Here is a 22,842-nt window from a genome sequence, read left to right on the forward strand (position 1 = left end):
CGCGTGTCGTATCCGATCTCGTTACGGGCGAGCGGCTCGAGTTCGCCTACCGCCGATGGCGGGTTCTCGATAGTCTGCTGACATCTGTACCGAGCAGAGGAGCAGCTATGCATGCGCACTGTCGGAACAGCGGCGATTCGAAACGCATTCGCCTACGGTCCGGTCTCACTGCGCTGGCAGCCGCGATACTGGCCGTAACGGGCGCGGGTGGCGCACATGCCGACGAAACGGCGGGCGGACTGGAGTCCTCGACCGCACAGGCGCCAGGTTGGGGTGGGTTCGATCGGCCCTCGGTGCTCGAATACGTCACCGAGGGCCCGACCGGCGCAGCCACGACGGCGACCGGACTGCTGCTCACCCCGAGTGGGACACCGCCACCCGGAGGTTGGCCGGTAATCGCATGGGATCACGGCACCAGCGGCCTGGGCCCGCAGTGCGGAATCACCACCACGAAGGCCCGGTCCGATACCTCGTATCTGCATCGCCTGCTGGACCGAGGCTATGCGGTGGTCGCCCCCGACTATGTCGGTCTGAATCCCGGTGCCGTGACAACGCATCCCTACCTGCAGTCCCGCACCGAAGCCACCGCCACCGTCGACCTCGTCCGTGCCGCGCGCACCGCCGATCCCGACCTGTCGACGCGTTGGGCGGTCGTGGGCGTTTCCCAGGGCGGACATGCGGCCTTGAACACCGGCGCTCTCGCCTCGACCTACGCGCCCGAACTCGACTTCCGCGGCACCGCCGCCCTCGCACCACCGGCCAACGTGGAGCAGGCCATCGCGCTCGCGGGCCCCTACGTACCCCGCGCTCCGGTCCTCGATGGCTTCATCGACAACGTCGCCGCGGTACTCGAGGGCATGCGCATCGCCTACCCCGCTTCCGATATCGAAAGCTACTACACCCCAACGGGTATCGCCGCGATGGAACGTCTGGCCACCTCGTGCGTATCGAATTGGCCCGCCCAGGTCCAGGGCCTCTCCCTCGGTTCGCTACTCACCAAACCGTTACTGACCGGCGACTTCACCGCTCGACTCACCCGGTACCTGGCCGTACCGACCTCCGGCTACCGACAACCGCTGCTCATCACTCAGGGCGAGCAGGACACCACGGTCCCCTTCCCCTCGACCGCAGTCCTCCTGGGCCAACTGAGCGCCTCCGGAACCCGATACCAGTTCCGAAGCTACCCCACCGACCACCAGGGCATCGTCGAAGCCTCCTGGCCCCAACTGATCCCGTTCCTCACCGGCCTGTTCACTACCGAATAACACTGTGAGACAACGGATATCAATCCGACATGCGGTTCAGGAAGTACACAGCTTCCCACAGATGACCGTCAGGGTCTGCGAAGTAGCCCGCGCAGATACCCCATGGGCGAGTCACAGGTGGTCGGACGATGGTGCCGCCCGCTTGTTCGGCCTGTTGCAGGATACGGTCGACGTCCTCGCGGGAGTCGGCGAAGAAGCCGAGGCTCATCGGTGAGCCGGTGACTCGATCGACGGCGATGCCCGCATCCATGGCCAGGTCGGTGCGCGAGTAGAGGGACAGAATCAGGCCGTTGTCGAGGGTGAACATGGCGACCGACCCGCCGGGGTTCTGCTCGTCGCGGATGAACTCGGTGCCGATAATGCCCGGGGAGGAGAGGCCGAGGCCGTCGCGGTAGAAGCGCAGCGACCGTTCGAGGTCGCTCACGGCCAAGGTGATCGCGCGGATATTCGTTTTCATACCGATCCTCCTGATCCTCGAACCATGGCCGGGGTGCGGCTTCGGCCCTGCCATGGTTCAGTCAACGCGGGTGTTGTTCGGATGTCTTGAACGAATCGGACAAACGGCCGGTCAGTCGAGGCGAAGCAGGTCGGACCAGACCTGCGACCAGGGCTGACGTGGGGTGCAGCGCCAGATGGTGACATTGCGGGTGACGTCCGGGTAGCCGAGGCGCGCGTCGACGCGACCGACCGGGGTCAATTCGCCACAGGTGGCACGCATTTCGTCTTCGACATTGCCGACCCACAGCACCGTTGTCGCGGAATCCGGTGGGGTACCGAAGTATCCGAAACCGCGGTTCGGGCTATAGGTGGCGGGCAGGCCGAAGCGATTCGAGTCGACATCCAAAGCGCTTGCCTGCCAATAGGAATCGGTGACTATCACCGCGTTCGCACGCTCGGCCGGTGGGAGTGCCCGGTAGGCGTCGGCGGTCGCCTCGCGTAGCTCCGGCCAGCCGAACTTGCCGTACAGGCCGATTTCGATACCGGCCTCGGCCTGACTGTCGACCGGATCGATGGACGACTCGGATTGCCAAGGCATCGTGAACACCGCGATCGCCACCGAAATCGCGACCAGCGGAACTGTCGCATAGGTTCGCCATCGTCCGGTGTACTCGGTCCAGCGCACCGCGCCCGCCGCCATGATCGCCGCGTAGCAGCCGGCCGCGTAGTAGGGGCGACCGTTGGTTGCGACGAATGCCACGGCCAGCAGCAGGGGCAGCGGCGCGAGAAATCGGTACGGCCGCAAGGTCTCCGAGCGGAACAGCGCCCAGATTCCCACGACCAGCAGCACACCGCCGAACAATCCGGCCGCGATCAGCGCCAGCGGCAGCCAGCTGTAGCGGCCACCGATCGTCGCCTGCTCCGCCGCGACCACCGCACCCAATCGCAGCTGTGGCCAGTCGTGCTCGGCCTGCCAGATCAGCGTCGGAACCATCACCAGGACAACGAAAACCGCGCCCATCCACAACACCGGTCGCCGCAACAGCTCCCGCGGACCATAGATCGCTAGGCCGATGGCGACCGCGATCCAGAAGAACGGAATCAGCCACTTCACCTGCATATCCAGCGCCGTGACCAACGCGGCCCACAACAGCAGACTGTCCTGGCGAGTGCGCACCCACCGGATCACCAGCCAGCTGATCACCACCCATAACGCGGTATCAATCGTGTTGGTGGCCAACTGAGTTCCCTGCACGAGCAGGAACGGCGAGGTCGCATATGCTGCCGCGCTCAATATCTGCGCGGTCCGCGAACCGCCGAACTCCCGGGCGATCTGGGCACTGATCAGCACTGCGGCAACGGTGACCAGTGCGGCCGGAATCCGCAGTGCCACCAGCGATCCCGGTGCCAGCACATCCATCAGCCGGGCGATCGCGGGCAGTAGCGGCCCCTGATCGGCATAGCCGAATCCGAGTCGGCGCCCGGCCGACAGGAAATACAGTTCGTCACCGAAGTATCCGTACCGTCCCAGCGATGCGAACAGCATGGTTGCCGCCACCACGGCGATCGCGCCCACACCGAACCAAGCGAACGGTGCCGTCTCGCCGTTATCTTCCTGCCGCACTTCACTTTCCACCACGGTGGTCATCACGTCCCCCCCTTTCGGGTCGCCAAATCGAATAGTCGGCACACATGCGCCGAGTACGTCGTCATATCGAAGTCCTTCTCCCGAATCGCCCGCCCGGCCGCGCCATCGATGGCATCGCGAATCGACTTGGCCATGACCGCCGGATCGAATTCGCCGAATTCGCCGGCGTGCTGCCCCTCCCGCATGATGTCGATGAGCGGTCGGATAATCTCTTGCTCCCCCTCTGCCGAGGCGAACCGCGGCTTACCCTCCGCATCACGCAGATTCAGCACCACATCGGTCAGCGCCGCGACATACTTCTTATTCGCATCGATGAATCCCAGATTCGCCCCGATATAGGCGAGCAACTGATTCCGCGGCCCGTCCGCCGCCATCACCGCGGGCGCGATGTGCTCGCCACCGGACACATACAGCTGGATCACCAGCTGCTCCATCAACTCGTCCTTCCCTGCGAAGTGGTACGAGATGACGCCCTTGGAGATCCCGGCATGCTTCGCGATCCGCGCCAGCGAAGCCCGCCCATACCCCTCCTCCGAAATCACCTCTACCGCCGAAGCAATGATCTGCCGCCGCCGCGCCTCCTCGATGAACGACCGCTGCCGACCACCCGTCCCATTTTCTGGCCGCATGGCCAAATTTTAACCCACCCGCCCAAATCCCCACATCAGCCCAAAGAACGACCTCCACCTACCCCACAAGGATGACCCCGGAAACGCCGAAGAGCCGCGCCCCCAACTGGAGGCACGGCCCTCGGTTCGAAACCTACAGGTACTGACCTGTGTTCGACTCGGTATCGATGGCGCGGCTGGCGCTGGCGTTCTTGCCAGTGAACACGCACAGCCGGATGTAGACGATCCACTCGCCCGAACCACCCGAGGGCCGCACCCCCAACAGGAGGCACGGCCCTCGGCCCGAAACCTACAGGTACTGACCTGTGTTCGACTCGGTATCGATGGCGCGGCTGGCGCTGGCGTTCTTGCCAGTAACCAGAGTGCGGATGTAGACGATCCGCTCGCCCTTCTTACCTGAAATGCGGGCCCAGTCATCGGGATTCGTGGTGTTGGGCAGGTCCTCGTTTTCGGAGAACTCGTCCACGATCGAATCGTAGAGATGCTGGATGCGCAGGCCCGGGTTGCCGGTGTCGAGGACGGCCTTGATGGCGTACTTCTTGGAGCGGTCCACGATGTTCTGGATCATGGCGCCGGAGTTGAAGTCCTTGAAGTACAGGACTTCCTTGTCACCGTTGGCGTAGGTGACCTCCAGGAAGCGATTGTCCTCGCTCTCGGCGTACATCCGGTCGACGACCCGTTCGATCATCGCGCGAATGCACAGCCCCTTGTCGCCGCCGAACTCTTCGAGATCGTCGGCGTGCAGCGGCAGATGCTCGGTCAGGTACTTGGAGAAGATGTCCTGTGCCGATTCGGCGTCCGGGCGCTCGATCTTGATCTTCACATCGAGACGTCCGGGCCGCAGGATCGCGGGGTCGATCATGTCCTCGCGGTTGGAGGCACCGATCACGATGACGTTCTCGAGACCCTCGACACCGTCGATCTCCGAGAGCAGCTGCGGCACGACCGTGGTCTCCACATCGGAGGACACGCCCGAACCGCGGGTCCGGAAGATCGAATCCATCTCGTCGAAGAACACGATCACCGGCGTACCTTCGGACGCCTTCTCTCGCGCACGCTGGAAGATGATCCGGATGTGGCGCTCGGTCTCACCCACGAACTTGTTCAGCAGCTCGGGGCCCTTGATGTTCAGGAAGAACGACTTGGCTTCCTTGGCATCCTCACCACGCGCCTCGGCGATCTTCTTCGCCAGCGAGTTGGCAACGGCCTTGGCGATCAAAGTCTTACCGCAACCGGGTGGACCGTAGAGCAGCACACCCTTGGGCGGGCGCAGCGCGTATTCGCGGAACAGGTCCTTGTGCAGGAACGGCAATTCCACCGCATCACGGATCTGCTCGATCTGTCGACCGAGACCACCGATATCGCCGTAGTCGACATCGGGGACTTCCTCGAGTACGAGATCCTCGACCTCGGCCTTGGGGATGCGCTCGAAGGCGAAACCCGCCTTGGTATCCACGAGTAGCGAATCACCCGGCCGCAGTTTGCGAATCGGCTGATCGGGATCTTCGAGATCGTCGACTTCGGCGAGCTTGGCCAGCGGACCCGCCAGCCACACCACACGTTCCTCGTCGGCATGCCCGACGACCAGCGCGCGACGACTGTCGTCGAGGATCTCGCGCAGGGTGCCGATCTCACCCACTGCATCGAAGATGCCGGCCTCCACGACTGTCAGCGCCTCGTTGAGGCGCACGGTCTGGCCGTACTCGAGGGTCGAGGTGTCGATATTGGGTGAACACGTCAGACGCATCTTGCGCCCCGAAGTGAACACATCGACCGTCTGATCCTCGTACACACCGATCAGAACGCCGTATCCACTGGGTGGCTGACCGAGCCGATCGACCTCCTCGCGCAACGCCACCAACTGCTGGCGCGCTTCCTTGAGGGTGTCCATCAGCTTGGTGTTGCGAATGGTCAGCGAATCGATACGGGCTTCCAATTCCCGTGCACGATCCGGCGAATCGGCCAGTTGCCTGCGGAGTGCAGCCGCTTCGGCGCGTACCGCCTCGAGCTCTCTCCAGGCCGCCGAATCCGAATTCTCGATGGGGCTCATGTGCTGCTCCTCCCAGTCCCGGTCTATTAACGCTACCGGGCGCGAACCGTTCTCGCTTTCCGACATGGTTTCGTCGTGATCACATCTGGGCCGCGGTCGGCGGCGGATCCACCATGTTAGCCTGCCCTAACCAGACCACGGCGACCCGCTTCGCCGCCCGAACCGAAAGGTTGCTGACAATGCTCCTTCCCGCCAGGACGCTGCGTATGTCCATGGTTATCACCGCGGCGGCGATGGCCGCTACCGTCGGTCTGACCGGCTGTGGCTCCGACGATAAGTCCGATACCAAGGCCACGAGTACCACCTCCGCCGCAGCGACGACCAGCGCCGCAGGTCACGGCGATCACGGCAGCGCCGCCGCACCCACCGCCGAAACTCTCACCGCCGTCCTGGATGCCCTCTCCGACCCGGCAAAACCCACCTCCGAGAAGACCAAGCTGATCGTCAACGGCGAAAAACGCACCGCCAATATCGACCAGATGAACCAGGCGCTCGGCAGCTACGGCAAGCTCATCTACGCGGTCGCCGATATCACCACCAGCGGCGAATCCGCGACCGCCCAGGTGACCATCACCTCACCGCACGGCACCGCCCCCGCGATGCCTCTGACCTGGGAATATGTTGACGGCACCTGGAAGCTCTCGGATGCCAGCGGCTGCCTGATGCTCGGTTTCGCGCAGGCGCCCTGCGTTCCGGCCTGAATCAGCCCTTCGACGGTCGACGCTGCGGCTTCGGGGTGACCGTGCCCTCGGCGAGGCGCCGCGCGCTGACCAGGAAGGCGGTGTGGCCCTGCATGCGATGTTCGGGCCGCACCGCCAGCCCCACCACATGCCAGCCGCGCACCATCGATTCCCACGAGCGCGGCTCGGTCCAGCACTCCTGCTCGCGCAGCGCCTCGACCACCTTCGACAACTGTGTGACGGTCGCCACATAGACGATCAGCACACCGCCGGGGACCAGCGCCTTGGACACAGCGGGTAGCGCATCCCACGGCGCGAGCATATCCAGGACGACGCGATCGACCGGCGCGCCGTCGTAGTCGGCGACATCGGCGACGGTGATCGACCAGTTGTCCGGGCGCTCGCCGAAGAAGGTTTCCACATTGCGGATCGCGTGTTCGGCGTGGTCCTCGCGGATCTCGTAGGAGACGACCTGGCCCTGCGGGCCGACGGCGCGCAGCAGCGAGCACGTCAACGCACCCGAACCCGCACCGGCCTCCAGTACCCGCGCGCCGGGGAACATATCGCCCTCGTGCACGATCTGGGCGGCATCCTTGGGGTAGATGACCGCCGCGCCGCGCGGCATGGAAAGCACGTAATCGATCAGCAACGGCCGCAATGCCAAATACGGTGTGCCATTGGTGGATTGCACGACACTGCCCTCATCGGCGCCGATCAGGTTGTCGTGTTTGATACCGCCGCGATGCGTGTGGAATTCCTTACCCGGTTCCAGCACCACGGTGTAGAGGCGCCCCTTGGCATCGGTCAGCTGTACCCGGTCCCCGATGGTGAATGGCCCGGTCCGTCTGGCCGTCATGTATCTCCGTTCGCTGGTCGTCGCTGCTGTCCGCACTGGCTGGCACCGGCGTGTCGGTGCGCCCGGATAGCCTGCCAGGTATGCATCCGCCGGTCACCACGCCCCCTGCCGACATCGCGCGGGAGGTCGCATCCGATCGTCCACGTCCGGCACTGTCACCTTCGCGGGCAATGGATTTCAAGCAGTGCCCGCTGAAGTACCGGTTCCGGGCGATCGATCGGATTCCGGAGCCGCCGACGCGGGTCGCGGTGCGCGGCACGGTGGTGCACGCGGTGCTGGAGGATCTGTACGGACTGCCCGCCGGTGAACGCCGGTTCGAACGCGCTGCCGGGCTCGTCGAGCCCGCATGGGCCCGGGTGCTAGCTGATAGACCCGAGGTCGCCGAAGTGGTCGCAGCGGACGGACTGGCGGGCTTTCTAGGCGAAGTGCGCGCGTTCGTCGAGACGTACTACCGGCTGGAGGATCCGACCCGCTTCGATCCGGAGTCGTGCGAGTCGCGAGTGGAGGTCGAACTCGACGACGGTGCGCTCCTGCGTGGGTTCGTCGACCGCATCGATGTCGCTGCGACCGGTGAGCTGCGCGTCGTCGACTACAAAACCGGCCGGGCTCCCGGACTCGCCCAAGAGACCAAGGCGCTGTTCCAGCTCAAGTTCTACGCCTTGGTCGTGCTGCGCACCCGCGGCATCCTGCCCACCCAATTGCGACTGATCTACCTAGCCGACGAGCAGATCCTCACCTATGCCCCCGACGAGGACGAACTGCTGCGCTTCGAACGCACCCTCTCGGCCCTCTGGCAGGCCATTCTGTCGGCCGGGCGGACCGGCGAGTTCCTGCCGAGTACCAGCTGGCTGTGCGGACATTGCAGCTACAAGAGTCTGTGCCCCGCATTCGGCGGCACACCACCGGTCTATCCGGGCTGGCCGGACGGTGGCACCGGGGAATCGCCGGACGAAACCTTCGCCGACGCGGTCGCCGACTGAGCTCAGCCGAGGAACAGATTCAGATCGAGGCCATGCGAACCGAGTGCGGCGATGACGCCGATGAGTACGAGGACGCCGAGAGCATCACCGATCACGATGAGCATATTGCGAATCCGCCACCACGAACCGACCGACTCGATACTCGGTTTCACTGGGCTTCCCCTGTCCTTCGGTCCCGAACGGCCTGCCCGTCCGAGGTCTTCCATAGTTGTTTCGCCCAACCCGGCCCCAGTGTTGACAGCAGAGCATGAAGTTTTCGTGAGTTCCGTCGCGAACTGAAAGCACACAACACCACTGCGATGCTCGCCGGGGTGACCGGCGAGCACCGTAACCGCAGGTTGCCGGCGCGGATCTACGCGGTGAAGTTGCGGAAAAGCAGCAGGGACAGACCCAGCCCGACCGCCAGATTGAAGACCGCCGCGGATCCGAAGACCACGACCGGACGCCAGCCTGCCTCGCGCAAGCCGCGCAGCGAGAACTCCAGACCGATGGAGACAAAGGCGAAGATCAGGAACCAGGTCCGCAGATCGTTGACGATCGCAATATGCGCCGCGCCGGTCTTCTTGTCCACCGACTGCAGATAGAGCGTGCCGATGACGGAGGCTGCGACGAAGCCGATCACGAACTTCGGGAACCGCTCCCAGAACTGGCGCAGCGAGGGCCGGGCCGCACCGGGAATGCGCTCGACCCGGATCGTGAAGTAGGCGGTCAGCGCGATGGCGACAATGCCGATGAGCGCATTCTGCGTGGTCTTCACGATGGTGGCGATCTGCAGTGCCTTCTCCCCCGCGATCGCACCGGAGGCCGCGACCGCCGCGGTCGTGTCGATATTGCCGCCGATCCAAGCCCCCGCGACCGCATCGGAGAGATTGAAAACATCTGCGAGCCAGGGCAATACGAAGATCGACGGTAGCGCGAAGATGATCACCAGCGATGCCGCGTACGCGATCTGCTCGCGTTTGGCCTGCACCGCGCCCGCGGCCGCGATGGCGGCGCTGACACCGCAGATCGAGACGGCCGAGGACAGCAGGGCGCGCAGCTTATCGTCGAGACCCAGTCGACCGCCCAGCCACCACGTGAAGCCGAAAACGGCGGTGATCAGCAGCAGCGCCTGCACGATCGACGGGCCCGCCGCGGTCACCAAGATCTTCAGATTGATCGATGCGCCTAGCAGCACCACACCGGTCTTGATGAAGAATTCGGTGCGGAATCCGGCCGAAAGGCGTTCCCGGAGATCGAGTTCAGCGAGTACGACATTGCCGATCAGGCCGATGACAATGGCGTACACCGGGAATTCGATCGACTTGGCGACCCGGTTGAACGGCGTACCGACCGCCCACCGCGGCACATGGGTGTCGAAGTAGCGGGTCAGCGCGCCGAGCAGGATGACGACCGCGATCCCGACTCCGATCTCAACTACCGTGGGACGTGGAATCGACTGCAGTGCAGCGGTTTCGGATCGGACTGTATTCTGATCGGTGACGTCCGACTCGGTCCTGGCTTCGCTCTCCGACATCACGGCACCAACCAATCCGGGATTGCGCCGAGCAGAACCAAGGCGATGAGAACCAGGCCGACGATGGCGGCCAGCCAGTCCTCATTCCACGCGAATGTGCTGCCCGAAGATTTCACGGGCGATGTCTGCGTCACTGTGATACTCCTCGCATTTCCTCATCGAGGCCGTAACGTACCAATCAACCGCAGGTCAGCACACCGATTGCAATCGCAGTGAATCGATCACTCGCACAAAACAACTCGGCCCCGCCGAGTGACGGGGCCGAGTTGTAGAAATCAGGTCAGAAGGCGCGGCAGGACCGGATATCGAAGGCCAGAATGGCCTTCGCGCCGAGTTCGGCGAGCTGGTCCATCACCTCGTTGCCCTGTTTGCGCGGCACCATGGCGCGGATGGCGACCCAGTTCGAATCGGCGAGCGGGGAAACCGTCGGCGACTCGAGACCGGGCGTGATCTCGACCGCCTCCGCCAGAAGTTCCTTCGGGCAGTCGTAGTCCAACATGATGTATTGCTGGCCGAATACGACGCCCTGGATGCGGGCGATGAGCTGATTGCGGGCCCGTTCGTTCTGATCGGAGCCGGTGCGCTCGATGAGCACGCCCTCCGAATCACACAGCGTCTCGCCGAAGGCAACCAGATTGTGCTGGCGCAGCGTGCGGCCGGAGCCGACCACATCGGCAATAGCATCGGCCACCCCGAGTTGGATGGAGATCTCGACCGCGCCGTCGAGGCGGATCACCTCGGCCTCGATACCGCGGCGCCGCAGATCGCTCAGGACCAGATTCGGGTACGAGGTGGCAATGCGCTTGTCGTAGAGGTCCTCGACCTTCCATTCGCGCTCAGCCGGAGCGGCGTAGCGGAAGGAGGAGCGGCCGAACCCGAGGGCGAGCCGTTCCTGAACCGGTGCACCGGAATCCAGCGCCAGGTCGCGGCCGGTGATGCCGAGGTCGAGCTCACCGGAGCCGACGTAGATGGCGATGTCCTTGGGCCGCAGGAAGAAGAACTCGACCTGGTTGGCCGGATCGAGGACGGTCAGGTCGCGGGAATCGGTGCGCTTGCGGTAACCGGCCTCGGCGAGGATCGAGGTGGCCGATTCGGAAAGTGCGCCTTTATTCGGGACTGCGACGCGCAGCATGGGGAGGGTCCTTTCGAGGAGGAGAACTAGGGATCGACGTGGCGGCGCGGGCGACGGCCCCGGAGGCGGTAGCGGAGCGTAACCACGAAGGGGCCCGCGAGTGCCGCAAATTCAACACCGCCGTCACAGATGTCGGTACACGTCTTCCAGCTTCAGCCCGCGGCCCACCATCAGCACCTGGACCCAGTACAGCAGTTGCGAAATCTCCTCGGCGAGCGCCTCGTCGCTCTCGTGCTCGGCGGCCAACCAGATCTCACCGGCCTCCTCGAGCACCTTCTTACCCTGGAAATGCACGCCCGCGTCCAATGCCGCCACGGTCCCCGACCCCTCGGGGCGGGTGACCGCACGATCTTGCAGCTCGGCGAACAGGGTTTCGAAGTTCTTCACGGTGAGCCATTGTTTCAGACGGGTATGCGGACCTGTTGCTCCGGCCCGGCCCCACCCATCAGGCGCACTCTTCGCACCCCTTGTGGCTGCCACAAGGGGTGCGAAGCCATGCGTCAGGCAGCCGAGAGGAGTTCCTCCAGGTCCGCTACGGCGGTGCGCAGGTGATCGGCGAAGGCGTACATCTCCGCGGCGACGGGCTTGGGGGTGGCCAGGTAGATGTTCCAACGGTCCGGCAGCAGGACGTAGGCGATGCCGACGCACTTCTGGCTGGTTGAGCCGAAACCGAAGTAGCGGATATTGACCGACGGGGCAGAGCTCGTGCTCAGGTAGTCGTCGCGCATGATCGTCCAGCCGGGGCTGGTGTAGAGCGGGATCGGCTCGGTGACGCCGAGTTCGGCGCCGCGCCGCCGCTGGATCCACTCGAGTTCCCACAGATGCTGTTCGGGCGCGTTACCAGCCTGACACTGCTTAGCGCGTTCGACATGCGCGCTCGCGGCCGTCCGCGCGGCAGCGAGCCGGTCGGCCTGCGCGACCGCTGGATCTTGCATGGCATCGACGAAGGCCACCATCTCCGGTGTCACCACCCGCATGGCCTCGGTGCGGCCGTTGCGGTACTGCCTGGTGGCAATGGATTCGTAGGTGGCGCCGGTCAATCCCTTACTGCGCCGGTGCGCCAGCTGATAGCTCAGCTGTGCGAACGCATCCGGTGAGATGCCGAACTGTTTGGCGCGAGTGGTGCCGAAATCGAAAGATACTGTCGCGGTGGCATTCTCGGCCGCATACCGGGAGAATGCCGCTCCAGCCGCCGCGATATCGGCGCGCTGCGCCTGATCGAGGACGAATTCGATCGGCTCGACCGGGGGCAACCCCTGCGGCTGTGCCCCGGCCCGTTCGGCGTGCTCGGCGGCCGGAGCCTCCAGCAGCGTGTCGACGAAGGACAGGATGGTGGTGCCGTCGAGACCGCAGTGCTCGACATTGATGCCAGCCTGACCATCAGCGAAGACGATGAACGACACCGACTTGTCGAACCAACGGTTGGCGCTGTCACCGTGCAGCAGCTGATCACAGGCCTGCAGTTCATCGCGCGGCGGGAAATCCTCCAGACACACGCCGAACAGTGCGGTCTCGATGGTGTCCAAGGCCGCGGCGTTGGCGGGTTCGGCCAGCAATCCCTGTCTACTGACGGCCCATTCGGCCCGCGCCTTGGTGGTCAGATGGCCGACTGCGGTATCGGTGCGGGCCGAGCGTGCACCGGCCTTGAGCACCGCGCGCAGCCCGTCGGCGAGATCCTCCAGCGAGTAGGGCACACCGTCCGGTCCGATCACATCCATCCGGAACATGCTGCCGCGGAAGAACACCACAATATGCCTGGCGGTCGACGGTCCTGGCCATTCGTCGCTGTAGGGCACCCGCACGGAATCCTGTGTCTCCCCCGGAATCCGGGTTTCGGAGAACAGGTACCTGTTCTGCCACATCGACAGCTGCTGTCCGCGCTGGGTGACCGGCGGGATCGCCTCGATATCGAGCGCCAGCTTGTAATCGACCGCGGCCGTGATGATTCCGGCCGCCCGCGCCACCTGCGAGGCCTCGGTGGAGGCGGCCAGTGCGGTGTCATCACGGAACAGGAAGAAGAAGTTGGCATTCAAGGCGATGCGATCACGACGGCCCAGATAGCGCGACGGCCAGAACAGATCCAGCCAGCTCCCGACGCCGGGGGTGGCATCGTATTCGGCCAGGGCCGCGTGCAGCTTTCGGCCCGGACCGTCGGGGCGAAGCAGGTCGGCGACCGCTGCCTCGGTGGTGGCGAATTCGTCGGCGGTCAGCAGTGGCGCACACCACTGCAGCAACCGCTCGCCGCTGTCCTCCAGCGTCGGCAGGGGCACCCTTGGCAGGTGGTCGTCGGCGGCGAAGGTGCGTTCGGTCAATGCGGGTCCTTGGGGTCGGCGTGTTTCGGTAGCGGTCGCGAGATGTACAGGTTGGCAAGCAGCCAACCTGTGCTTTCCTGGCCAGCGGTGTCGATTCCGTTGGCGGCCAAGGCATTCAGCACCTGGGTGCGTTCATTATCGGATGCGAACTTGCGTTGTTCGAACACCCCGGGGGCTCGCTCGGTGCGGTAGCCGAGCGCCGCCAGCTCCGCGGCGATCGGTTCGAAGCTGAACATCCGTAGTACGAAGTGTGCCATCCACGGCCGGCGACGCGGGTGCGCCGTTGCCACCCGCGCCAGCGTCTTCTCGGTGACGTATCCGACGCAACCGGTCGAGATGACGATATCCGCGGTCGCCAGCGTACGGCGTTGCGCCTCGGTCGGGTCGGCGGCCTCGAGATCCGCGTGCACCGTGTCGTGCAGGAATCCGGCTTCCTGGGCGTAGGCCAGCGCCGGGCGGGCGGCATCCATGCCGATGAAGTGGACGCCGGGGAGCTGGTTGCTGGCATCCAGGCGGGCCCTATCGCGGGCGATGAGTGCGGCATGATCGGCGTCCTCGGCACCGCGGTAATGCTCGGCGAGTTCACTCACGGTGGTGTCGAAGCGCAGCAGGGCCGCGTTGACGCCGTAGGAGCAACCGATATCGAGCACGGTCGGAGTGTCCACGCGGGCGGAGGCACGGTATTCCCGAATCTGCTGCTGGAAGTGCGGTTTCGCCAGTTCCGGTATGCGGTAATCCAAGTCGGCCATCCGAGCGTAGTAATCGCGCGGATCGGGGCGGTCGTAGATATCGTCGAAGGAAGCTTTTCCGGTCGTATGCAACGGCACTGGCATGTCGTCCCTCTCAGTCGAGCAACCGATCGCCACGGACGGCGTCGGCCGCGGCGGTTAGGTGATCGGGCAGCACCCGCCCGAACAGTTGGCGGGTGCGTTCCACGGTGCCGATGACACCGGGCCGATCGGTATAGGCGAAGATCGCCGAATGCCGTGCCGTGCCGCCCTCGACCGGCGAAACCCGATGCAGCGAGAAGCGGCCCTGGAACAATTGCAGATCGCCGGGCCGCAGATCGAGGTGCCGGATGAGCTGCGCACCGGATCCGGTGAGCACATCCCGCACATCGTCGAGGTTCTCGGCGTGGGGTGAGCGAATATTCGGGCAGTACTCGAAGATTCCGCCGGTCTCGGCAGGCTGGGTCAACATACTGACGGTGAATTCATTGGTGTCGAAATGCCAGGGATGTGACATTCCGGGCGCCACCACGTTCAGGCACAATCCGGCCAAAGGGTCTGCGAATTCGTGCAATTCGGTCAGTCCGAAACAATCCGCGACAAAGCGCTGGAACAGCGGACTGGTGTAGAGCCGATGGATCAGGGCCTCGGCCGGAATGCGGTCGCGCGGGACGAAGGCATTGCCCCGTTCCAACACGATGCGGCCCGGATGGTCTTGTGGCAGTTCGGTATTCAGCGGGATGTTGTAGGCGTTGACCCGTTCGACCTCATAGTGCGCATCGGGGGCCATCGTCTCGCCCTGCGCGCGCAGGGTCTCGATCAACTCAGAACGGATGAACTCGCGCAGTACGGTGCAGCCACTTTCGGCCAACTCCGCGCGGGCCCGCGCCACCGCTTCCCTGCACGCCGCGCCGGTCGGATCCCCCAGCGGATACCGTGCCGTATCGACGATCTCGTCCAGGACATCCGTCGCAGCCATGGCGTCATTTTGGTAGAGCGATCGGCGACACGCCCGGGATTCGACAAAGTTGCCGGTGACTACGGTCACACCTGCCAACTGCGCGCACTTGCGTTGCGGCACAGTAACTCTCACTATGGCGAGGTCGGGAGTGTCGGCTCACAAACAGCGGGACTCGTGATCATGATCCGTCCCGAAGACGCTCCCTGTTCGGGCGCGCGGCTCAACCTCTGACGCGTAGCGCGTCTTCCAGATCCCGCAGTGTCAATCCCACCAATGAATCAAGGAATACCCGTCCCGGCGCCGCCGAAACCGGTATCTCACACGGGATCACGATGACCGCACAGCCCGCAGCACCGGCCGCGGCCGCACCGGTCGGCGAATCCTCCAGTGCCACACAGTCTCGCGGGTGCACACCGAGCAGTTCGGCGGCGCGCAGATAGATCTCGGGTTCGGGCTTGCCGTGCGCGACTTCGTCACCGCAGACCGACACGTCGAAGAAATCGCGACCGAGCGTATCCAAGCCGAATTCCGTAAGCGACCGCTTGGTATTGGTGACCAATGCGGTGCGGAGACCCGCAGTGCGCGCCAATGCGAGCGCATCTTTCGCGCCGGGCCGCCATGGGATCGGCCCCGCCATCAGTTCGGTCACCCGCCGCTCGATGAATTCACCGGCGGCTCGCAACGCATCCGGTGTCCTCTCGATACCCAAACCGTCGAAAATGAGCCGAAGGGCGTTCGGTCCGGACGCACCGATCAATGAATGCCGCAGTTCATCGGTCATCTCGTGACCGTGTGCGCGAGCCAGTTCGCGCACGGCGACATCCCACAGTTTCTCCGAATCGAGCAGCGTGCCGTCCATATCCCACAGCACACCGGCAAGTCGCGCCGTCACCCGATTCGTCTCCCTCTCCTATACGCCCGAAGCGGCGATCAGCAATCGCCCGTTATCCGACACGACCTGGATCCATCGGTTCTCCGAAGAGGTCGAGCCGTTCTTCAGGTTATAGGTGAGCGAAACGACCGCCCGGTTCTCACCGTTCGGTGCGACGCCGCTCACGCTCACCGAACGAACGGTGGACCAGAACTGTGAGTAGGAGCCGAAGCCACCGGTCTGAGCCTGGTACGACGTCGTCAGCTCAGACCACCCGCCCTGCACATTGCCCGGCAGCATCCCGTAGTAGCCGTAGACGAATTGCGAGATCCGATCCGGGGTGGCCGGACCGAACTGGGTGGTGGTGGTCGTCGGCGGTGCGGTGGTCGACGGCTTGGTAGACGAGGTCGGCGCCACTGTGGTGCTGGGCTGGGTGGTCGGCGCCGCCGTGGTCGTCGGCGCCTGCTGCTCCGGCTGACCCGGTTGGATCGCGATCGACGACTCCGGTCCGGTCTCCGAGCTGGTGGGCGCCGGTGTCGGCGTCGTCGAACCGACTGCGCTACCGCCCTTGTCGTCGTTGTTCAGCGACGACACGATGACCGCGACCAGCACCAGCACCGCGACCGCGGCGGCCGCGGCCACCGCGACCAGACGGCCACGACTCTGCTCACCGCCACCGCCGGGCAGGGTGCCGCCGGACTTCGGCGGCGCGGGCGGCGGCGCGACGGTACGGGCCGGTGCGGCGGGGCCCGCGAGCGGGACAACCTGAGTCGCGTCTTCCGCCGCGCCACCCGACTTGTTCAGAACGGTGGTCGCATCCGCGCCGGGTGCGGGCAGCACCTTGGTCATCGTCGGCGTGGTCACCAACGCCGGAGTCCGGCCCGCCGCAACGGCTTCCAGCGCCTCCTTGGCCTCGCGCATATTTGGGCGACCATCGATCGAGGCGGATAGCAGCCGCATCAGCACCGGACCGAGTTCTCCCGCGTGCTGCGGCGGCGGGATCTGTGCCCGCGCCGCGGCATGCAGGACCGCGAGAGCGTTATCGCCCTCACCGAACGGCGGACTGCCCTCGACCGCCGCATACAGCGTGGAGCCGAGCGCGAAGACATCCGAGGCCGGTTCCGGATTCTCCCCGCGCGCCACCTCCGGCGCGAGATAGGCCGGGGTGCCCGCCAGGAATCCGGTGGCGGTGACCGTCACATCGCCGACGGCGCGGGAAATGCCGAAATCGGTGATCTTCACCGTGCCGTCGTCGCCGACGAGCAGATTCGCGGGTTTCACATCCCGATGCATGATGCCCGCATCGTGTGCAGCGGCCAGCGCACCCGCGGCTTGCGCGCCGATGCGGGCCACCTCGGTCGGCTCCAGGGTCCGCTTGCCCGCCAGTTTCGCGGCCAGGCTCGGCGCGTTCATGTACTCCATGACCAGCCACGGCTGGCCGTCCTCCTCGGCGACATCGAAGACGGTGATCGCATTGGGATGGTGTAGTCGCGCCGCGATGCGGCCCTCCCGCATGGCCCGCAGCTTGGCCTCCAGGGCCTGGGACCGGGACAGACCGGGCGCGAGCACCAACTGCTTCACCGCGACGGTGCGGCGCAGCCGGACATCGGTAGCCCGCCACACCACACCCATGGCGCCGGTGCCGATCGGATCCGTCAGCCGATACCGTCCAGCGATCAACCGGTCCGCCGTCATGGTGTTGTGCCCCTCCTGCTTGCCCGCCGAGCCAATTCCGCACTCCGCGCGTAAGCGGAAATCTTCGAAAATGCTACGCGCCGAAGTCCTTTGCACCCGAATTGCCGCAGGACATACACATCCGCCGACTGCCCCGGATGCAGTTGCAACAGTTCCGACTTTGTCATACCTGACCGACATCCAGCCACCGGCGCGCGAACCCGAAGGCGATAGCCCAGGTCAGAGCCGCGCGGCCGAAGAATACGCCCGCGCGTCGCAAGCCCTCGTGTCGTCGGCGTCCGCATTTCATCTCACATATCACGAGGTAATCAAGGCCATCACCCGCACCGATCGACCCGATTCCGATGCGGTGAGAATCACAACGTCCGTACCGGGCGGATAACGAATCCCGCCCGGAAACAGACTGGTCGGCACTTACGCATTGAAGTACTTGGCCTCCGGATGCAGCAGCACGAACGCATCGGTCGACTGTTCCGGATGCAGCTGCAGTTCCTCGGACAGTACGACGCCGATGCGGCCGGCCTCGAGCAGGTCGACCAGTTTCGCGCGGTCCTCCAGATCCGGGCAGGCACCGTAACCGAAGGAGTAACGCGCGCCGCGGTAGCCGAGTTTGAAGTACTCCTGCACATCCGACGGGTCGGAGTCGGCGATCGAATGTCCTTCCAGCACCAACTCTTCGCGGACCCGCCGGTGCCAGTATTCGGCGAGCGCCTCGGTGAGCTGGACGCCGATGCCGTGCACCTCGAGGTAGTCGCGGTAGTTGTCGGCCGCGAACAGCTCATTGGCGAAGTCTGCGATCGGCTGACCCATGGTGACCAACTGGAACGGCAGCACATCGACCTGACCGGTTTCACGTGCCCGTTCGCGCGAGCGGATGAAGTCGGCTATGCACAGGAACCGGTCGCGCTGCTGGCGCGGGAAGGTGAATCGGTAGCGTTGCGGCGCATCCGGATCGGGCTCGGTCAGCACGATCACGTCATCGCCCTCGGAGACCGCGGGGAAGTACCCGTAGACCAGGGCCGCATGCTGCAGCACGCCTTCGGTGGACAGCCGGTCCAGCCAGTATCGCAGCCGCGGCCGCCCCTCGGTCTCCACCAGCTCCTCGTAGCTCGGGCCCTCACTGCCGCGTTGACCGCGCAGACCCCACTGTCCCAGGAATAGCGCGCGCTCGTCGAGCAGTCCCGAATACTCCTGCAGCGAAACGCCTTTCACCACCCGGGTGCCCCAGAACGGCGGCACCGCGACCGGCAGATCCGCGGCCACATCGGAGCGCTGCGGCACCTCGATCGGCACCTCGGCTGCCTTGCGCTGTTCGGCGATGCGCTTGGAACGCTCGTGCCGCGCCTTGCGCTCGGCCGCCTTCTCGCGCTCCGCGATCGCCTCGGGGCTGTCCGGATCGAGGCCGCCGCCGCCGCGCTTGCGGGTCATGATGTCGTCCATCAGCCGCAGGCCCTCGAAGGCGTCGCGGGCGTAGTGCACGTCGCCGTGGTAGACCTCGGTGAGGTCGTTCTCGACGTAGGCGCGGGTCAGCGCCGCACCGCCGAGCAGCACCGGGAACTGGTCGGCGACGCCCTTGGCGTTGAGTTCCTCCAGGTTCTCCTTCATCACCACGGTCGACTTCACCAGCAGACCGGACATGCCGATCACATCGGCCTTCTTGTCGACGGCGGCATCGAGAATGGTCGCGATCGGCTGTTTGATGCCGAGGTTGACCACCTCGTAGCCGTTATTGGACAGGATGATGTCGACCAGATTCTTGCCGATATCGTGCACATCGCCCTTGACGGTGGCCAGCACGATGCGGCCCTTACCGCTGTCGTCGGTGGCCTCCATATGCGGCTCGAGGTAGGCCACCGCCGCCTTCATCACCTCGGCCGACTGCAACACGAACGGCAGCTGCATCTGGCCGGAGCCGAACAGCTCGCCGACCGTCTTCATACCCGACAGCAGCGTTTCATTGATGATCTGCAGCGGCGGCACCTCAGTCATGGCGGCGTCGAGGTCGGCTTCAATCGCTGCCTTCTCACCGTCGACGATCCGGCGCTCCAGCCGCTCGAACAGCGGCAGCGCCGCCAATTCCTCCGCGCGCGAGGCCCGCGACGACGAGGCCGACACGCCCTCGAACAGCGACATGAGCTTCTGCAGCGGGTCGTAATCGTCGCGGCGTCGGTCATAGAGCAGATCCAGCGCGGTCTCGCGCTGTTCCTCCGGTATGCGGGCGATCGGCAGGATTTTGGAGGCGTGCACGATCGCGGAGTCCAATCCGGCCTGGACGCATTCGTGCATGAATACCGAATTCAGCACCTGGCGCGCGGCGGGATTGAGGCCGAAGGAGATATTCGACAGACCGAGTGTGGTCTGCACCTCGGGATGCTTCTGCTTGAGCAGCCGGATGGCCTCGATGGTTTCGAGGCCATCGCGCCGCGACTCCTCCTGGCCGGTGCCGAGGGTGAAGGTAAGCGTGTCGATGATGATGTCGCTTTCGCGAAGACCCCAGTTGCCGGTGATATCGGCAATGAGCCGCTCGGCGATCTCCACCTTCTTCTCGGCGGTGCGGGCCTGGCCCTCCTCATCGATGGTCAGCGCGACCACCGCGGCGCCGTGTTCGGCGACCAGCTTCATCGTCTGCTGGAACCGGGAGTCCGGACCGTCACCGTCCTCGTAGTTCACCGAGTTGACCGCGCAGCGACCACCGAGATGTTCCAAACCGGCCTGCAGGACCGGGGTTTCGGTGGAGTCGAGCATGATCGGCAGGGTCGACGCGGTCGCCAGCCGCGACGCCAGTGCCGCCATATCCCTGGTGCCGTCGCGTCCGACGTAGTCGACGCACAGATCGAGCATATGCGCGCCATCTCGAGTCTGATCCTTGGCGATATCGAGGCACTTCTGCCAGTCCTCGGCCAGCATGGCCTCGCGGAATGCCTTGGAGCCGTTGGCATTCGTGCGCTCGCCGATCATCAGGACCGAGGCATCCTGTTCGAACGGCACCGCTGTGTACATGCTCGATACGCTCGGCTCGTGCACCGGTTCGCGGCGCGCGTCCAGCGGCGGCAGCGTCGGTTCCACCTCGCGCACCGCCGCGGTGACCTGGCGAATATGTTCAGGAGTGGTACCGCAGCAGCCGCCGACCAGCGCGAGACCGAATTCCGATACGAAACCGCGCAACGCGATTGCCAGCTCTTCGGGAGTCAGCGGGTACTCCGCGCCGTTCGCGCCGAGTACGGGCAGACCGGCATTCGGCATGACCGACACCGGAACCGTCGCGTGCCGAGACAGGTGGCGCAGATGTTCGCTCATCTCGGCCGGGCCGGTTGCGCAGTTCAAGCCGATCATGTCGATTCCCAGTGGCTCCAGCGCGGTGAGCGCCGCGCCGATCTCACTGCCGACCAGCATGGTGCCGGTGGTCTCCACTGTGACGTGGGTGATGATCGGAATGCGCCTGCCCAGCTTGACCATCGCGCGCTGACTTCCGGTCACCGCGGCCTTGACCTGCAACAGGTCCTGGCAGGTCTCGATCAGGATGGCGTCCGCACCGGCCTCGAGCATGCCCAGCGCCGCCTCGGTGTAGGCATCGCGCAGCGCGGTAAAGGGGGCATGACCGAGCGTCGGCAGTTTGGTGCCCGGTCCCATCGAACCCAGCACATAGCGGGGGGTGCCGTCCGCGCTGGGGCCCATCTCGTCGGCGACCTCACGAGCCAGGCGGGTGCCGCGCTCGGAAAGATCGCGAATCCGGTCGGCGATATCGTAGTCGGCGAGGTTCGGCAGATTGCAGCCGAACGTATTGGTCTCGACCGCATCCGCACCGGCCTCGAAGTACGCGCGGTGGATATGGCGCAGCACATCCGGGCGGGTGTCATTGAGGATTTCGTTGCAGCCCTCCAGACCACGGAAGTCGTCCAGGGTCAGCTCGGCCGCCTGCAACATCGTGCCCATCGCTCCGTCGCCGATCACGACACGCCGACGGAGCGTATCGAGAAGGGTGGTATCGAAGGCGGCTGAGCTGGACGCAGACATGTGATCAAGCGTAGTGGGCCGCTACGACATGCCGAACCACCCTATCGGTGTCGGGCGCCACACCTGCTCAGACAGATGAACCGACGGTGCCGCGCCGACTGCGCAAATTCAACGCCGCGTCCGCACACGCCGTAGGCTGACCGGGGTGAACTCCAGTGAATCTCCGGTATCGCCCGAGCCGGAACTGCCGACATTGCGGGAACCAGTGCTGGTCGCCGCCTTCGAAGGCTGGAACGACGCGGGTGATGCGGCAAGTGGTGCCGTCGAGCATCTGGAACTGATCTGGGATGCCGAGCCGCTGGCCGAACTCGACTCCGAGGACTATTACGACTACCAGGTCAATCGGCCAACGGTACGTCAGGTCGACGGTGTGACCAGGGAAATCCAATGGCCCTCCACCATGCTCTCGGTCTGCTCGCCGCCCGGCAGCGATCGCGATGTGGTGCTGCTGCGCGGTATCGAACCCAATATGCGCTGGCGCAGCTTCTGCGCGGATCTGCTCGAGTTCATCGAACAACTCGGCGTGCAGACCGTGGTGATTCTCGGCGCACTGCTCGCCGATACCCCGCACACCCGCCCGGTGCCGGTCACCGGATCGGCCTATAGCAAGGAAGCCGCCGAGCGGTTCAGCCTGGAGCAGACCCGCTACGAGGGGCCGACCGGCATTACCGGGGTGCTGCAGGATCAGTGTGTCAAGGCGGGCGTACCCGCAGTCTCGTTCTGGGCGGCCGTTCCGCATTACGTCTCCCAGCCGCCGAATCCGAAGGCGACCATCGCACTGCTGCACCGCGTCGAGGATGTGCTCGATATCGAGGTGCCGCTCGGCGAGCTGCCCAAACAGGCCGAGGACTGGGAGACCGCCGTCAACGAGATGACCGTCGGCGACGACGAGATCAGCGAGTATGTGCGCTCGCTCGAGGAACGCGGCGACGCGGCGGTCGATCTCAACGACGCGATGGCCAAGATCGATGGCGACGCAATCGCGGCCGAATTCGAAAAGTACCTGCGCAGGCGGGGTCCGGGCAGCTTCGGGTTGTAATCGGTTCGCGCTGTTGCGGTTCGGGTTC

At 65.1% G+C, this 22,842-nt stretch carries 20 protein-coding genes; 4 read left to right on the forward strand and 16 right to left on the reverse strand.

The annotated features are described in order from the left end of the window. The first annotated feature begins 107 nt into the window (after positions 1–107). Positions 108–1,265: a lipase family protein gene (locus AB0J47_RS20075; RefSeq protein ID WP_364347613.1), complete on the forward strand. Its 1,158-nt coding sequence runs from the start codon at positions 108–110 to the stop codon at positions 1,263–1,265. Between the two features lie 19 nt (positions 1,266–1,284). Here the strand turns inward: AB0J47_RS20075 and AB0J47_RS20080 are convergent, their stop codons facing one another. From AB0J47_RS20080 to arc, 4 genes are all read right to left on the reverse strand, one after another. Beyond that, positions 1,285–1,722, reverse strand: coding sequence for a VOC family protein (locus tag AB0J47_RS20080; protein ID WP_364347616.1), 438 nt, complete (start codon positions 1,720–1,722; stop codon positions 1,285–1,287). Between the two features lie 111 nt (positions 1,723–1,833). Beyond that, on the reverse strand, positions 1,834–3,351 hold the full coding sequence (locus tag AB0J47_RS20085) for a glycosyltransferase family 39 protein (RefSeq protein WP_364347619.1): 1,518 nt from the start codon (positions 3,349–3,351) through the stop codon (positions 1,834–1,836). Then, positions 3,351–3,980: a helix-turn-helix domain-containing protein gene (locus AB0J47_RS20090; RefSeq protein ID WP_364347622.1), complete on the reverse strand. Its 630-nt coding sequence runs from the start codon at positions 3,978–3,980 to the stop codon at positions 3,351–3,353. The genes AB0J47_RS20085 and AB0J47_RS20090 overlap by 1 nt, the downstream gene beginning before the upstream one ends. Positions 3,981–4,269: 289 nt before the next feature. Next, a complete protein-coding gene (gene arc / locus AB0J47_RS20095) occupies positions 4,270–6,030 on the reverse strand; it encodes a proteasome ATPase (protein ID WP_364347894.1) in 1,761 nt (586 codons plus the stop codon). A 206-nt stretch (positions 6,031–6,236) separates the two neighbouring features. Here arc and AB0J47_RS20100 point away from each other — a divergent pair, with 206 nt between their 5' ends. After that, positions 6,237–6,731 carry a hypothetical protein gene (locus AB0J47_RS20100; RefSeq protein ID WP_364347625.1) on the forward strand — a complete coding sequence of 165 codons (495 nt, stop codon included), beginning with the start codon at positions 6,237–6,239 and terminating at the stop codon, positions 6,729–6,731. A gap of 1 nt (position 6,732) precedes the next feature. Here the strand turns inward: AB0J47_RS20100 and AB0J47_RS20105 are convergent, their stop codons facing one another. Beyond that, positions 6,733–7,566, reverse strand: a complete 834-nt coding sequence (locus AB0J47_RS20105) for a tRNA (adenine-N1)-methyltransferase (protein WP_062989275.1) — start codon at positions 7,564–7,566, stop codon at positions 6,733–6,735. A gap of 80 nt (positions 7,567–7,646) precedes the next feature. On the opposite strand from AB0J47_RS20105, the gene AB0J47_RS20110 reads away from it, so the two are divergent. Continuing rightward, positions 7,647–8,546, forward strand: a complete 900-nt coding sequence (locus AB0J47_RS20110; RefSeq protein WP_364347629.1) for a RecB family exonuclease — start codon at positions 7,647–7,649, stop codon at positions 8,544–8,546. A 2-nt stretch (positions 8,547–8,548) separates the two neighbouring features. Here the strand turns inward: AB0J47_RS20110 and AB0J47_RS20115 are convergent, their stop codons facing one another. The 11 genes from AB0J47_RS20115 to metH form a co-directional block, all read right to left on the reverse strand. Next, positions 8,549–8,698 (reverse strand): hypothetical protein, encoded by a 150-nt coding sequence (locus tag AB0J47_RS20115; RefSeq protein WP_364347632.1) that lies wholly within the window; start codon positions 8,696–8,698, stop codon positions 8,549–8,551. Positions 8,699–8,898: 200 nt separating this feature from the next. Beyond that, positions 8,899–10,062: a putative sulfate exporter family transporter gene (locus AB0J47_RS20120; RefSeq protein ID WP_364347635.1), complete on the reverse strand. Its 1,164-nt coding sequence runs from the start codon at positions 10,060–10,062 to the stop codon at positions 8,899–8,901. Next, positions 10,062–10,196 (reverse strand): hypothetical protein, encoded by a 135-nt coding sequence (locus tag AB0J47_RS20125; RefSeq protein ID WP_364347638.1) that lies wholly within the window; start codon positions 10,194–10,196, stop codon positions 10,062–10,064. The genes AB0J47_RS20120 and AB0J47_RS20125 overlap by 1 nt, the downstream gene beginning before the upstream one ends. Positions 10,197–10,342: 146 nt before the next feature. Continuing rightward, entirely contained in the window at positions 10,343–11,194 is an 852-nt protein-coding gene (hisG, locus tag AB0J47_RS20130; RefSeq protein WP_364347641.1) for an ATP phosphoribosyltransferase, read from the reverse strand. 123 nt (positions 11,195–11,317) lie between these two features. Continuing rightward, positions 11,318–11,581, reverse strand: a complete 264-nt coding sequence (locus AB0J47_RS20135; protein WP_069162624.1) for a phosphoribosyl-ATP diphosphatase — start codon at positions 11,579–11,581, stop codon at positions 11,318–11,320. Positions 11,582–11,694: 113 nt separating this feature from the next. Then, positions 11,695–13,506, reverse strand: a complete 1,812-nt coding sequence (locus tag AB0J47_RS20140; protein WP_364347645.1) for a choline/carnitine O-acyltransferase — start codon at positions 13,504–13,506, stop codon at positions 11,695–11,697. After that, on the reverse strand, positions 13,503–14,339 hold the full coding sequence (locus AB0J47_RS20145; protein WP_364347648.1) for a class I SAM-dependent methyltransferase: 837 nt from the start codon (positions 14,337–14,339) through the stop codon (positions 13,503–13,505). The genes AB0J47_RS20140 and AB0J47_RS20145 overlap by 4 nt, the downstream gene beginning before the upstream one ends. A 10-nt stretch (positions 14,340–14,349) precedes the next feature. Beyond that, entirely contained in the window at positions 14,350–15,213 is an 864-nt protein-coding gene (locus AB0J47_RS20150; protein ID WP_364347651.1) for an arpA protein, read from the reverse strand. Between the two features lie 202 nt (positions 15,214–15,415). Then, positions 15,416–16,087: an HAD family phosphatase gene (locus AB0J47_RS20155; protein ID WP_364347654.1), complete on the reverse strand. Its 672-nt coding sequence runs from the start codon at positions 16,085–16,087 to the stop codon at positions 15,416–15,418. An 18-nt stretch (positions 16,088–16,105) separates the two neighbouring features. Further along, positions 16,106–17,761 (reverse strand): serine/threonine-protein kinase, encoded by a 1,656-nt coding sequence (locus tag AB0J47_RS20160; RefSeq protein WP_364347657.1) that lies wholly within the window; start codon positions 17,759–17,761, stop codon positions 16,106–16,108. A 414-nt stretch (positions 17,762–18,175) separates the two neighbouring features. Continuing rightward, the gene (gene metH, locus AB0J47_RS20165; protein ID WP_364347660.1) at positions 18,176–21,775 is read right to left on the reverse strand and encodes a methionine synthase; all 3,600 of its coding nucleotides are present in this window, start codon (positions 21,773–21,775) and stop codon (positions 18,176–18,178) included. A 145-nt stretch (positions 21,776–21,920) separates the two neighbouring features. On the opposite strand from metH, the gene AB0J47_RS20170 reads away from it, so the two are divergent. Continuing rightward, positions 21,921–22,814, forward strand: a complete 894-nt coding sequence (locus tag AB0J47_RS20170; RefSeq protein ID WP_364347663.1) for a PAC2 family protein — start codon at positions 21,921–21,923, stop codon at positions 22,812–22,814. Positions 22,815–22,842: the final 28 nt, after the last annotated feature.

Source organism: Nocardia sp. NPDC049737 (assembly GCF_040674755.1).
In the GTDB taxonomy this organism is placed as follows: Bacteria; Actinomycetota; Actinomycetes; order Mycobacteriales; family Mycobacteriaceae; genus Nocardia.